The sequence below is a fragment of the Streptomyces sp. NBC_00090 genome (assembly GCF_045160815.1).
In the GTDB taxonomy this organism is placed as follows: Bacteria; Actinomycetota; Actinomycetes; order Streptomycetales; family Streptomycetaceae; genus Streptomyces.
This window is the reverse complement of sequence record NZ_CP108224.1, coordinates 8,252,790-8,265,580: the sequence shown is the minus strand read 5'-3', so window position 1 is coordinate 8,265,580 and position 12,791 is coordinate 8,252,790. Positions and strand designations below refer to the sequence as shown.

Genomic DNA, 12,791 nt, shown 5'->3' with positions numbered 1-12,791 from the left:
TCACCTTTCCAGTACGAGGGCGAGTCCCTGGCCGACGCCGATGCAGAGCGTGGCGAGGCCGGTGCCGGAGCCGAGGGCGGCGAGCTGGTGGGCCACGGTTCCGGCGAGCCGGGACCCGGAGGAGCCGAGAGGGTGTCCGAGCGCGATCGCTCCGCCGTACGGGTTGACCACGGCGGGGTCGAGCTCCGGCCACTCGGCGAGGCAGCCGAGGGCCTGGGCGGCGAAGGCCTCGTTGAGTTCCAGGGTGGAGAGGTCGGCGAAGGTGCGGCCGGCGCGGGTCAGCGCACGCCGCGCGGCCTCGACGGGGCCGAGGCCGAAGTACTGCGGTTCGATGCCGCTGACTCCGGAGGCGGTGATCCGGGCCAGGGGTTCGCGGCCGGTGGCGCGCAGCCCGGCCTCGTCGGTGATCAGGAGGGCGGAGGCTCCGTCGTTGAGCGGGGAGGCGTTGCCCGCCGTGACGGTGCCGCCCTCGCGGAAGACGGGCCTGAGGCGGGCGAGGGCCGCGAGGGAGGTGTCCTCGCGGACGGACTCGTCGCGGTCGAGGCCGGTGCCGTCGACGGGGACGACCTCGGCGTCGAAGGCGCCGGTCGCCCATGCCTCGGCGGCCTTGGCGTGGCTGGCGAGGGCGTAGGCGTCCTGCGCCTCGCGGCCGATGGCGTGCTTCTCGGCGACGAGTTCGGCGCCCTCGCCGAGGGACACGGTCCACTCGGCGGGCATGCGCGGGTTGACCATGCGCCAGCCGAGGGTGGTGGAGTGGAGCTCCTGGTGGCCGGCGGGGAAGGCGCGGTCGGGCTTGGGCAGGACCCAGGGGGCGCGGCTCATCGACTCGACGCCGCCGGCGAGGACGACCGAGGCGTCACCGACGGCGACGGCGCGGTAGGCCTGGATCACGGCCTCCATACCGGAGCCGCACAGCCGGTTCACGGTGACGCCGGGGACGGTCACCGGCACTCCGGCGAGCAGCGCGGCCATCCGGGCGACGTCCCGGTTCTCCTCACCGGCGCCGTTGGCGTTGCCGAGGACCACGTCGTCGACGCGGGCGGGGTCGAGTGCGGGCGTACGGTCCAGCAGGGCGCGCAGGACGTGGGCGGCGAGGTCGTCCGGGCGGACGCCCGAGAGCGCTCCGCCGTAGCGGCCGACCGGGGTCCGTACGGCGTCGACGATATAGACGTCCTTGGTCACGACGTTCCCTCCACGTTGGCGGCGACGGCCGCGGTGACGACGGCCGGGGGCACGGATACCGGTGCGCCGGTGCGGCGCGTGATCTCGTCGACGCTCACTCCGGGTGCGGTCTCCACGAGGAGCAGTCCGTCCTCGGTGACGTCGAGGACGCCGAGATCGGTGATGATCCGGTGGACGCAGGCGCGGCCGGTGAGCGGCAGCGTGCAGGTGTCCACGATCTTCGGCGTGCCGTCCTTGGCCGTGTGCTCGGTGAGGACGACGACCCGCCGGACGCCGTGGACGAGGTCCATCGCGCCGCCCATGCCCTTGACCATCCGGCCGGGGACGGCCCAGTTGGCGAGGTCGCCGCGGGCGGAGACCTGCATGGCGCCGAGGATCGCGGTGTCGATGTGGCCGCCGCGGATCATGCCGAAGGAGAGCGCTGAGTCGAAGAAGGCGGCGCCGGGGAGAACGGTGACCGTCTCCTTGCCTGCGTTGATCAGATCGGGGTCGACCTCGTCCTCGTAGGGGTACGGGCCGACTCCGAGGAGTCCGTTCTCCGACTGGAGGACGACGTCGACGCCCTCGGGGAGGAAGCCCGGCACCCGGGTCGGCAGTCCGATCCCGAGATTGACGTACGAGCCGTCGGTCAGCTCGCGGGCGGCGCGGGCCGCCATCTCGTCCCTGGTCCAGCTCATCGCGTGCGTACCGTCCTTCGCTCGATGCCCTTGGCGGCGGCCTCTTCGGGGGTCAGCGCCACGACGCGCTGGACGAACACCCCGGGCAGATGGATCCGGTCGGGGTCCAGTTCGCCCGGCTCCACGAGCTCCTCGACCTCGGCGATCGTGACGCGGCCGGCCATCGCGGCGAGCGGGTTGAAGTTGCGGGCGGAGCGGCGGAAGACGAGATTGCCGTGGCGGTCGCCACGGGCGGCGCGGACCAGGGCGAAGTCGGTGGTGATGCCGTGTTCGAGGACGTGGGGACGGCCGTCGTACACGCGGACCTCCTTCGGCGGGGAGGCCACCGCCACGCCGCCGTCGGGGGCGTACCGCCAGGGCAGTCCGCCGTCGGCGGCCTGGGTGCCGACGCCGGCGGGGGTGAAGAAGGCGGGGATGCCGCAGCCGCCGGCCCGGAGCCGTTCGGCGAGGGTGCCCTGCGGGGTGAGTTCCAGCTCCAGTTCGCCGCCGAGATAACGGCGGGCGAACTCCTTGTTGTCGCCGATGTAGGAGCCCGTCACGCGGACGATGCGGCCCTCGGCGAGCAGGATGCCGAGGCCGCCGCCGTCGACGCCGCAGTTGTTCGACACGACGCTCAGTCGGCCCGCGCCCTGGGTGTGCAGCGCTCGGATCAGCGCGTCCGGCACCCCGCTCAGCCCGAAACCGCCGACGGCGAGCGAGGCACCGTCTCCTATGTCCGCCACCGCGTCCGCGGCGGATGCCACCACTTTGTCCATGTCACGACCCGTTTCACCGAGGATTGACGACCCATGCGTTCGCCTGGTGAACTTATGTTCATCAACGAACGCGGGGGTGAGTGTCCGCCCGCGCTTCGGGTCGTGTCAACGGCGCCGGGTACGGTTTCCGCATCGTGATCGACCCGCGACCACGGTCCGCGACCAGCCGGAGGAGCCCAGACGATGGCGCAGCACGCCGAGCCGAACGAGGAGCTCGTCGAGCCGCCCGAGGAGTCGGTCGAACCCTCCGAGGAGCTGGTCGGGCCACCCGCGGAGTCCGTCGGGCCCCCCGAGGAGCTCGTCGGGCCGCTGGAGCGCGGGCTCTCCGTCCTGCGTGCCATGGCCGCCGGGCCGGGTGGCCGCCACCGCCCCGGCGATCTCGCCCGCACCACGGGGCTCGCCCGGTCGACGGTCGACCGGGTCGCCACGACACTCCTGCGCCTCGGGTACGTACGGGCCGAGGAGCGGGACCTGCTGCTCGCGCCGCGCGCGGCGGAGCTGGGCAACGCCTACCTCTCCTCCACCGGACTGCCCGAGGCCGTCGGGCCGCATGCCGTCGCCCTCGCCGACGAGCTGGACGAGTCGGTGTCCGTGGCCGTCCCCGACCGGGACGGCGTGCGCTTCGTGGCCCAGGCGGCGCGCCGGCGGGCCATGGCGATCTCGTTCCGCGCCGGTGACGTCCTGCCGGCCGAACGCTGCGCGCCCGGGGCGCTGTTCGCCGCCGGCTGGGGCGACGCGGAGTGGGGTGCGTGGCGGGCACGGCACCTGAAGGACCCACTGGACGCCGCTTTCCCCGCGGTACCTCCGCGTACGCCCTCGGCTGCGAGCCCGGCCTCGGCCGTGGGCTCGACCCCGGACTCGACCTCGGCTACCGACTCGCCATCGGCGCCGGACGCCGTGGAGAGCGACTTCCGCGACCGGGCGCGCCGGAGCCGTACAGACGGGTGGGCGGTGGACGACCAGCTCATCGAGGCAGGTCTGATCGCCGTCGCCCTCCCCGTGCGCGATCCGAAGGGCGCCGTGGTCTGCGCGGTCAGCGTGGTCAGCCACACCAGCCGTCACGACATCGGTTCCCTGGCCGACTTCGCGCTGCCGCCGCTGCGCGCGGCCGTCGGCGCCATGGAGGCTGCCCTGGCGGCGGCTCTCGCCGCGAAGACCGCCGCGAAGACCGCCGCGGAGAACGGGTCGGCGAACGGGGCGGCGAACGGGGCGGGGATCGGCTCGGAGACCGCCGATCCGCCCGCCGGTCCGGGCGTCGCGGCGCTCAAGGAGGAGCTGGGCTCCGGGTTTCTGCAGTCGCTCGCACGGGGCCTGGACGTGCTGTGCGCGTTCGGGGCGGTCCGGGGTCCGGTCAGGCTGTCGGAGCTGGCCCGGCTGACGGGACTCCCCCGGGCCACCGCCCGGCGGTCCCTCATCACCCTGCGCCACCTCGGGTACGCCCGGGAGGACGAGGACGGGTTCCGCGTACTCCCCCGCGTCCTGGAGCTCGGCCACGCCCGTGTCTCGGGGCTCACGCTCGTCGACATCGCCACCCCGCACCTGGCCGAACTGGTGCGCAGGGTCCACGAGTCGGCGTCCCTCGCGGTCCTCGACGGGGAGGACATCCGCTACGTCGCCCGCGTCGCGAGCTCCCGGATCATGCACATCGACATCAGGGTGGGCACCCGGCTGCCCGCCTACGCGACCTCGATGGGCCGGGTCCTGCTCGGCGCCCTGCCCGAGGACGAGCGCACGGCCCTCCTCTCCGAGGTGACGCCCGAGGCGCTCACGCCCCACACCGTGACCACGGCCGAGGCGCTCGCCGAGGCGGTGGCCGAGACCGCGCGGCGCGGCTACGGCTGGGTGGAGCAGGAGCTGGAGGAGGGCCTGCGCTCACTCGCGGCACCGGTGACGGACAGCGGCGGTCGGGTGGTCGCCGCCGTCAACGTCGCTCTGCACGCGGGCCGCCGCTCGCCGGAGGAGAGCCTGGCCACGATCCTCCCCCACCTCCTCGGCACGGCGGCGGAGATCAGCGCCGACCTCACCGCGGTCGGACGCTGGTCCCCGCTGCGCGTCTCCTGAACCCGTATCAGTCGCTGACGGCAAGGCGGACGGCGAAGACGCCGATGACCGTGCCGGTGACCCGGTCGAGCACACGACGGGAGCGGGGCCTGCGCAGCCACGCGCCCAGGGCGGTGGCCGAGGCGATCAGGACGGTGGACCAGATCATGCCGAGGGTGATGTGGACGCCGGTCAGGAGCAGGCCGGTGGTGAAGTGGGGCGCGTCGGCGGGGATGAACTGGGGCAGGACGGCGACGTAGAAGACGCCCACCTTGGGGTTGAGGAGATTGGTCAGGGTTCCCTGCCGCCAGCCGCCGGACAGCGTGTCGGCGGCGGCCCCGACCGCTACCTCCTCGTGGTGCGTGCCCCGTCCCCGGAAGGTGTCGCCCACCATGCGGGCCGCCATCCACAGCAGGTACGCGGCGCCGGCCCAGCGCAGGATCTCGTACGCGAGGTGGGAGGCCGTGAGGAGAGCGGTCACGCCGAGGGAGGTGAGGGCGCCCCAGACGAGGGTGCCGGTCTGGATGCCGAGGACGACTCCCCACGCGCGGGTGCGCCGGCCGAGGGCGGCGGTGCGGAGGATGAGGGCCGTGTCGAGGCCGGGGGTGAGAGTGAGGAGCCCTACGACGAGGGCGAAGGACCACAGCACGGTACTCATAGCCATGGAAGGCCACCGTATCGTAGGGATTGGCAGGTCGGAGCTTCGGACCGGCCCTGGAGCGGCGCACGTGCGGAGGCAACCCGGCGGGCGGATTCCGCGTCCCTCCGTACGGAGGGCGTCGGCCGGCAGGACGCCACCGCCCACTGCCACAGGGAACAGGGAGCAGGACACGCGATGAGCGACAAGGCCCGCATACTCTTCGACGCGCTCGACCTCGACCAGGACGGCACCCTGACCCTGGCCGAGGTCATCAACGCCCTCCGCTCCAAGGGCCCCACCCTCGCCGCCCAGGGGGTCATCCCCGTCTGGGGCGTGGGAGGCGACGACGACTCGGCGGCGCTGTTCGACGCGGCCGACCAGAACGGCGACAAGGTCCTGTCGTTCGAGGAGTTCGCGGCCGTGGTCGACCGGCGCTTCGGCTGGTGACGACCCTTCCTCGATGACGCGGGCGGGCGCGCGCGGAGTGTGCGCGGGCGTTCGCCGACTGCCGGGGTCACCACCGCACCGAGGCCGCCCGCCGCCAACCGACGGGCATGGAGACCTGGTTCGCCGAGCCGGGCTCGACCCGGCCCGCGCCTCCCGGGTGGAAGACGGCGATCGGCGCGGCGGGCGGTGAGCCCGTGCGTCAGTCCTCGATCGCGATCTCGCGCTTGAGGATCTTGCCCGTGGGCCCCTTGGGCAGGCCCGGCACCAGCTGGACGATCCGCGGGTACTTGTACGGCGCCACACGGGCCTTCACGAACTCGCGCAGCTCGTCAGCCGTGACCTCGGCGCCCGGCTTCAGGGTGACGACGGCCGCGATCTCCTCGCCGTGCACCTCGTGCGGGACGCCCACGACGGCGGCCTCGGCGACGGCCGGGTGCCCGTAGAAGACCTCCTCGATCTCGCGCGGGTAGACGTTGTAGCCGCCGCGGATCACCAGGTCCTTCTTGCGGTCCACGATGAAGTAGAAGCCGTCCTCGTCGCGGCGCGCGAGGTCGCCCGTGCGGAACCAGCCGTCGGTGAACGCGGCCGCGTCGGCCTCGGGCCGGTTCCAGTAGCCGGGCATGACGTTCGGGCCCTGCACGGCGATCTCGCCGACCTCGCCCTCCGGGACGTCCTTGCCCTCGTCGTCGACCAGCCGGACCCGCACGCCCTCGATCGGGGTGCCGATCGAGCCGGGCTTGCGGGGGCCGTCGAGCGAGCCGAACGTGACCACCGGGGCGGTCTCCGACAGGCCGTAGCCCTCGACGACGGGACAGCCGAAGACCGACTCGAAGCGGTGCAGGACCTCGACCGGCATCGCCGAGCCGCCGGTCACGGAGAGCCGGAGGGCCGGGGCGTCGCCGAGGCCGGTCGAGCCGGCCGCGTCGGCGGCGGCGAGCAGGCCCAGGAACATGGTGGGCACGCCCTCCATCACCGTGACCCGGTCACGGGAGAGGATCTCCAGCGCCTTCGCCGCGTCGAAGCGCGGCAGCAGGGTGATGCGGGCGCCGGTGAGGACGGCCGCGTTGAGGCCGCAGGTCTGGCCGAACACATGGAAGAAGGGCAGCCCGCCGAAGACCGTGTCCGTAGCCGACATGCCGAGGACCCGGGCCACGGTGGCGGTGTTGGACCCGAGGTTCCCGTGGGTCAGCCGGGCGCCCTTGGGGCGGCCGGTGGTGCCGGAGGTGTAGAGCAGCACCGCGAGGTCGTCGACGTCCCGGTCCACGACCGCGTCGAGCGGTTCGGCGGCGGCCAGTGCCGCGGCGAAGCCCGGGTCGGTCACGTCGGCGCACTCGATGCCCAACTCCGCCGCCGCCGCGCCGGCCTCGGCCATGGCCGCGCCCCAGGCCAGGATCAGCCGGGCTCCGCAGTCGCCGGCGCTGTAGCCGATCTCGCCGGACTTGAGCAGCGGGTTCATCGGCACGGCGACCGCACCCGCCCGCAGGACGCCGTAGTAGACGACGGCGAAGTGCGGGATGTTCGGCAGCAGGATCGCGACCCGGTCGCCCGCCCCGATGCCCTGGGCGGCCAGCCAGCCGGCGACGCGGGCGCTGCGCTCGTCCAGCGCCCGGTAGTCGAGTGCCTGGTCGTCCAGCTGGATCGCGGTGCTGCCCGGCTGCGCAGCCGCCGTACGGGACAGGTTGAGGGCCAGATTGGTCACCGTTGACCTCTTTCTGATCAATCACGCTTCGCGCGGGAGCCGGTCGCTCAGCCGTCAGGTTACCGGCCGGTTCAGTCACCCGCTTGCCGGTCCCCGGCTTGACGCTAATGTCGATATATAGGCCATGAGTGCATCCCGCTCCCGCGCCGACCGGGCGAGGGGAAGGGGACGTACGAGAGGAGCCTTCCATGACCCGAACATTGCGGAGCGCGATAGCCCTGGCCGGAGCCGCGGCGTTTGCCCTCGGGGCGGTGTCCGTCAGTGGGGCCGCCCAGCCGGGTGCGGGGTCCGCGGCGCAGGACGAGGTGAAGATCGGCCTGCTGCTGCCGGAGAGCAAGACCACGCGGTACGAGAAGTTCGACCGGCCCTACATCGAGGCCAAGATCAAGGAACTGGCGCCAGGGGCGCAGATCGACTACTACAACGCCGCCGAGAGCGCGACCACGCAGCAACAGCAGGTCAACACCGCGCTCGCCAAGGGCGACAAGGTCCTCATCCTGGACGCCGTGGACGCCAAGTCGATCCAGTCCTCCGTACAGAAGGCCCGTGACGCGGGCGTCAAGGTCGTGGCGTACGACCGCCTGGCGCAGGGCCCCGTCGACTCCTACGTCTCGTACGACAACCGCAAGGTGGGCCAGCTCCAGGGTCAGGCGCTCCTCGACGCGCTCGGGGACAAGGCCGGGACCGGCCAGATCGTGATGCACAACGGGTCGCCGACCGACCCGAACGCCGCCGAGTTCAAGGCCGGAGCGCACTCCGTCCTCGACGGCAAGGTGAAGATCGGCAAGGAGTACGACACACCGAACTGGGACCCGAACAACGCCAACCAGCAGATGTCCGGCGCCATCAGCGCCCTCGGCAAGGACCAGATCGTCGGGGTCTACTCGGCCAACGACGGACTCGCCGCGGGCATCGCCACCGCCCTCAAGTCGGCCGGCATGAACGTGCCGCTGACCGGCCAGGACGCCCAGCTCGACGCGATCCAGCGGATCCTCGTCGGCACCCAGACGATCACGGTGATGAAGCCGTACAAGCCGGAGGCCGACATCGCCGCCACGATGGCCGTCGACCTCGCCGAGGGCAAGAAGCTCCCGGCCGACCTGGTCCCGACCACCGTCACCAGCGGCAGTGGCGAGAAGGTCCCGGCCAACCTGCTGACACCGGTCGTCGTCGACAAGACCAACATCAAGGACACCGTCGTCAAGGACGGGCTGTACACGGTCGAGGAGATCTGCACCCCGACCTACGCCGCGGCCTGCAAGGAGGCCGGTCTCCAGTAGACGGCCGATCTCCGGGAGTCGGCCGGCCTCCAGAGTCGGCCGGTCCCGGGCAGCCATGAGGCGTTTCATCCCGGTGGGGCTGAACGGCCCGTACGAGCGGGCCAGCGGAGGAGGCGGTTCCTTTGCCGGAATCACCCGTGCTCACACTGCGGGGGATCTCCAAACGGTTCGGCGCGGTCCAGGCCCTGAAGGGCTTCGACCTGGAGGTCCACTCCGGCGAGGTCGTCGCCCTCGTCGGCGACAACGGCGCCGGCAAGTCCACGGCCGTCAAGGCCATCGCCGGGGTGAACCCGCCCGACGAGGGCGTCATCGAGTGGCAGGGCAACCCGGTCTCCATCGACCGGCCCCATGACGCCCAGAACCTCGGCATCGCCACCGTCTACCAGGACCTCGCCCTGTGCGACAACCTCGACGTGGTCGCCAACCTCTTCCTCGGCCGCGAGCTGCGCCACTTCGGCGTGCTCGACGAGGTCCGCATGGACCAGCGCTCGCGCGAGCTGCTCGACACCCTGTCGATCCGCATCCCGAGCGTCCGCATCCCGGTCGCCTCGCTCTCCGGCGGCCAGCGTCAGACGGTGGCGATCGCCCGCTCCCTGATCGGCGATCCGAAGGTCGTCATCCTCGACGAACCCACGGCCGCCCTGGGCGTGGAGCAGACCGCCGAGGTGCTCGACCTGGTCGAGCGGCTCCGCGAGCGCGGCCTCGGAACGATCCTGATCAGCCACAACATGGTGGACGTGATGGCGGTCGCCGACCGGATCGCCGTGATGCGGCTCGGCCGCAACAACGGTTTCTTCGACAAGCGGTCCACCACCACCGAGGAGATCATCTCCGCCATCACCGGGGCCACCGACAGCGCCGTCACCCGTCGCCAGGCCCGCAAGCGGGAGGAGGAGCGATGAGCCGCGAAAGAGACCGCGCCTCCGACTCCGGCAGCCAGGAACCGGCACAGGGTGCCATGCCGGCCGTGGACACCCGTCTCCTCGTCCGCGAGGAGGGCGTCAAGGGGTACGTCGGGGAGTTCCGGCGCAAGCTCCGCAGCGGGGAGCTCGGGTCCCTGCCCGTCATTCTGGCCGTGATCATCATCTGGACGGTGTTCGGCACTCTCGACAGCACCTTCCTGTCGGCCCAGAACCTCTCCGACCTCAGCCAGCAGATCGTCGGCACCGGCATGATCGCCGTCGGCATCGTCTTCGTCCTGCTGCTCGGCGAGATCGACCTCTCCGTCGGCTCGGTCAGCGGCCTGTGCGCCGCCATCTTCGCCGTGCTCAACGTCCTGAACGGCATGAACGAGTGGCTCGCGCTGCTGATCGCCATCGGGGGCGGCGCCGCCGTGGGGCTCATCCAGGGATTCTTCTTCGCCGAGGTCGGCGTACCGGCATTCGTCGTCACGCTCGCCGGAAACCTCGCCTGGAACGGACTGATGCTCCAGGTGCTCGGCACCAGCGGCACGGTCAACATCCCCAGCGAGAGCATCGTCTCCAAGCTCTACTCGACGATCTACCACAGCCCGGCCGCCGCCTACGTGACCGCGGCGGTGGGGGTCGGGTTGTTCCTGGCGGCCCAGCTCCTGGACGCGCGGCGCCGGCGGGTGGCCAGAGTGCCGTCCCGGCCGATCGCCGAGATCGTCCTGCGTACGGCCGTGCTCGCCGCGATCGCGTTCGTCACCGCGTACATCCTCAACCAGTACCAGGGCCTCCCCCTGGCGCTGCTGATCTTCCTGATCGTGCTGGTGCTCCTCGACTTCGTGCTGCGGCGCACCACGTACGGCCGGCGGATCTTCGCGGTCGGCGGCAACATCGAGGGCGCGCGCCGGGCCGGCATCAGCGTGCCGTTCGTCCGGATGTCCGTCTTCTCGATCTCCGGGACCATGGCGGCGGTCGGCGGCCTCTTCCTGGCCGGGCAGATCCAGTCGGCGAGCCAGACCTCCGGCGGCGGGAACCTGCTCATGAACGTCATCGCCGCGGCGGTCATCGGCGGCACGAGCCTCTTCGGCGGGCGCGGCTCGGTCTGGTCCGCCCTGCTCGGCGCGCTGGTGATCGGGTCGATCCAGTCCGGGATGAACATCATGGGCGTCAGCAACGCCGTCCAGTTCATGATCACGGGTTCGGTGCTGCTGGCCGCCGTGGTGGTCGACTCGCTGTCCCGCAGGAGTCAGAAGGCCGCGGGCCGAGCCTGAACGGGCGGGGCCGCGACGGACCCTGGCCCCAATGGGCGGGGCCTCGACGGACCCGGGCCCGAGGGCTGGACGTCGTGGCGGGCGGGGCGCGGACCCGAGCGGTCCGCGCCCCGCCCCCGTCTCACGGCCCGTCCGCACCGGGCGAGCCCGGGCCGATCCTGAGCTCGAAGTCCCCGTCGTACTTCTCGTGCCCCGCGATCACGGCGACCTCGACGACCTCCTGCCCCACCTCTCCGCGAACGATCAGCGGATCCTTGCGCAGGTCCCGCATGAGGGCCACGCACATGCCGATCATCACGAGCGCGAACGGTGCCGCCACCAGGATGGTGAGGTTCTGGAGGCCGGCCAGCGCGTCGCCCTGGCCGTCGCCGATGAGGAGCATGATGGCCGCGACCGCTCCGGTCACCACGCCCCAGAACACCACCACGGGGCGGGTGGGTTCGAAGGCTCCGCGCTGCGAGAGCGTGCCCATGACGATCGAGGCGGCGTCCGCGCCCGACACGAAGAAGATCCCGACGAGGATCATCACGAGCAGGCTCATGGCCCCGGCGATCGGGAACTGCTGCAGCACGCCGAAGAGTTGCCCCTCGGGGGTGGTCTCCCCCACCAGGTCGCCCTGTTCGCTGAGCTTCATCGCCGTACCGCCGAAGACGGCGAACCAGACGAGGCTGACGGTGCTGGGCACCAGGATGACCCCGCCGACGAACTGGCGGATGGTCCGGCCGCGGCTGATGCGGGCGATGAACATGCCCACGAAGGGCGTCCAGGAGATCCACCAGGCCCAGTAGAAGACGGTCCAGCTGCCCAGCCAGTCATGGATGTTCGCACCGCTGGTCGCCTCGGTGCGGCCGGCCAGCTGCGGGAGCTGGTCGATGTAGGCGGCGAGGGAGGTGGGCAGCAGGTCGAGCACGATGATCGTCGGGCCCGCCACGAAGACGAAGAGGGCGAGCACCCCGGCGAGCACCATGTTGATGTTGGAGAGCCACTGGATGCCCTTCTCCACGCCGGAGACGGCGGAGAAGACGAAGGCCACGGTGAGGACGGCGATGATGGCGACGAGCAGCCCGGTGCCGGTCTTCTCCATCCAGCCCAGCTCCTCGATGCCGCTGCCGATCTGGAGCGCGCCGAGGCCGAGCGAGGCGGCGGAGCCGAAGAGGGTGGCGAAGATGGCCAGGATGTCGATGACCCGGCCGGGGCCGCCGTACGCCCGCCGCTCGCCGATCAAGGGGACGAAGACGGCGCTGATGGTCTGGCGGCGCCTGCGGCGGAACGTCGAGTACGCGATGGCGAGTCCGACGACGGCGTAGATCGCCCACGGGTGGAGCGTCCAGTGGAAGAGCGTGGTGGCCATGGCGGTCTGCATCCGCTCGGCCGAGTCGACGGGGTGGGTGCCGGGCGGTGGGGTGCCGTAGTGGGCGAGCGGCTCGCTCACGCCGTAGAACATCAGGCCGATGCCCATGCCGGCGCTGAACATCATGGCGATCCACGACACGGTGCGGAACTCGGGTCCCTCGCTCTCCTGCCCGAGGGTGATCCGGCCGTACCGGCTGATGGCGAGCCACAGCGCGAAGACGACGAAGCCGGACGCGGCCAGCATGAACGCCCAGCCGCCGTCGCGGATCAGCCCGTCGAGAAGCTTGCTGGAGACGCTCTCCAGACTGTCCGTGGCCGTGGCTCCCCAGACGACGAAGGCCAGGGTGAGGACGGCGGTGACACCGAACACGATCCGGTCGGTACGGGCGCGGTGGTGGTGGTCGGGGCGGCCGGGGAGGTCCGCCGTCACCGGCAGCCCCTCCCTGCCTCCCCGTTCGGCGCCGGTTCGGCGGCCGTCCGGCCTCTCGTCTTCCTGCGACACAGATGGCACCTTTCACGGCATTACGGAGATACGTGAC

11 protein-coding genes are annotated in these 12,791 nt (G+C 71.8%); 5 read left to right on the top strand and 6 right to left on the bottom strand.

From position 1 onward, the window contains the following. Genes OG361_RS36735 through OG361_RS36725 form a run of 3 tightly spaced genes read right to left on the bottom strand, consistent with a single transcriptional unit; the run spans position 1 to position 2,614 of the window. Positions 1-1,182, bottom strand: a complete 1,182-nt coding sequence (locus OG361_RS36735; RefSeq protein WP_405860605.1) for a thiolase family protein — start codon at positions 1,180-1,182, stop codon at positions 1-3. After that, positions 1,179-1,859, bottom strand: a complete 681-nt coding sequence (locus OG361_RS36730) for a CoA transferase subunit B (RefSeq protein WP_405860603.1) — start codon at positions 1,857-1,859, stop codon at positions 1,179-1,181. Before OG361_RS36730 ends, OG361_RS36735 begins: the two co-directional genes overlap by 4 nt. Next, complete coding sequence (locus OG361_RS36725) at positions 1,856-2,614, bottom strand: CoA transferase subunit A (RefSeq protein ID WP_405860601.1); 759 nt, start codon at positions 2,612-2,614, stop codon at positions 1,856-1,858. The genes OG361_RS36730 and OG361_RS36725 overlap by 4 nt, the downstream gene beginning before the upstream one ends. 183 nt (positions 2,615-2,797) lie before the next feature. On the opposite strand from OG361_RS36725, the gene OG361_RS36720 reads away from it, so the two are divergent. Beyond that, on the top strand, positions 2,798-4,675 hold the full coding sequence (locus OG361_RS36720; RefSeq protein WP_405860600.1) for an IclR family transcriptional regulator C-terminal domain-containing protein: 1,878 nt from the start codon (positions 2,798-2,800) through the stop codon (positions 4,673-4,675). Between the two features lie 7 nt (positions 4,676-4,682). Here the strand turns inward: OG361_RS36720 and OG361_RS36715 are convergent, their stop codons facing one another. Then, on the bottom strand, positions 4,683-5,318 hold the full coding sequence (locus OG361_RS36715) for a LysE family translocator (RefSeq protein WP_405860598.1): 636 nt from the start codon (positions 5,316-5,318) through the stop codon (positions 4,683-4,685). A gap of 171 nt (positions 5,319-5,489) precedes the next feature. Here OG361_RS36715 and OG361_RS36710 point away from each other — a divergent pair, with 171 nt between their 5' ends. Continuing rightward, a complete protein-coding gene (locus OG361_RS36710; protein WP_384562339.1) occupies positions 5,490-5,741 on the top strand; it encodes an EF-hand domain-containing protein in 252 nt (83 codons plus the stop codon). Between the two features lie 199 nt (positions 5,742-5,940). On the opposite strand, the gene OG361_RS36705 is transcribed toward OG361_RS36710, so the two are convergent. Then, positions 5,941-7,440, bottom strand: a complete 1,500-nt coding sequence (locus OG361_RS36705) for a long-chain-fatty-acid--CoA ligase (RefSeq protein WP_405860596.1) — start codon at positions 7,438-7,440, stop codon at positions 5,941-5,943. 188 nt (positions 7,441-7,628) lie between these two features. Between OG361_RS36705 and OG361_RS36700 the strand changes: the two genes are divergently transcribed. The 3 genes from OG361_RS36700 to OG361_RS36690 all read left to right on the top strand — a co-directional run bounded on the left by OG361_RS36700 (position 7,629) and on the right by OG361_RS36690 (position 10,899). Beyond that, positions 7,629-8,720, top strand: a complete 1,092-nt coding sequence (locus tag OG361_RS36700; RefSeq protein WP_384562345.1) for a sugar ABC transporter substrate-binding protein — start codon at positions 7,629-7,631, stop codon at positions 8,718-8,720. Between the two features lie 122 nt (positions 8,721-8,842). Continuing rightward, positions 8,843-9,622, top strand: coding sequence for an ATP-binding cassette domain-containing protein (locus OG361_RS36695; RefSeq protein ID WP_384562348.1), 780 nt, complete (start codon positions 8,843-8,845; stop codon positions 9,620-9,622). Beyond that, complete coding sequence (locus tag OG361_RS36690) at positions 9,619-10,899, top strand: sugar ABC transporter permease (RefSeq protein WP_405860593.1); 1,281 nt, start codon at positions 9,619-9,621, stop codon at positions 10,897-10,899. The genes OG361_RS36695 and OG361_RS36690 overlap by 4 nt, the downstream gene beginning before the upstream one ends. A gap of 121 nt (positions 10,900-11,020) precedes the next feature. On the opposite strand, the gene OG361_RS36685 is transcribed toward OG361_RS36690, so the two are convergent. Next, a complete protein-coding gene (locus tag OG361_RS36685; RefSeq protein WP_405862636.1) occupies positions 11,021-12,688 on the bottom strand; it encodes a BCCT family transporter in 1,668 nt (555 codons plus the stop codon). Between the last annotated feature and the right edge of the window lie 103 nt (positions 12,689-12,791).

Bases quoted from the DNA above. Each gene is read 5' to 3' on its own strand.
- OG361_RS36730 (WP_405860603.1), bottom strand. From the start codon at position 1,859: ATGAGCTGGACCAGGGACGAGATGGCGGCCCGCGCCGCCCGCGAGCTG.
- OG361_RS36725 (WP_405860601.1), bottom strand. From the start codon at position 2,614: ATGGACAAAGTGGTGGCATCCGCCGCGGACGCGGTGGCGGACATAGGA.
- OG361_RS36720 (WP_405860600.1), top strand. From the start codon at position 2,798: ATGGCGCAGCACGCCGAGCCGAACGAGGAGCTCGTCGAGCCGCCCGAG.
- OG361_RS36715 (WP_405860598.1), bottom strand. From the start codon at position 5,318: ATGGCTATGAGTACCGTGCTGTGGTCCTTCGCCCTCGTCGTAGGGCTC.
- OG361_RS36710 (WP_384562339.1), top strand. From the start codon at position 5,490: ATGAGCGACAAGGCCCGCATACTCTTCGACGCGCTCGACCTCGACCAG.
- OG361_RS36700 (WP_384562345.1), top strand. From the start codon at position 7,629: ATGACCCGAACATTGCGGAGCGCGATAGCCCTGGCCGGAGCCGCGGCG.
- OG361_RS36690 (WP_405860593.1), top strand. From the start codon at position 9,619: ATGAGCCGCGAAAGAGACCGCGCCTCCGACTCCGGCAGCCAGGAACCG.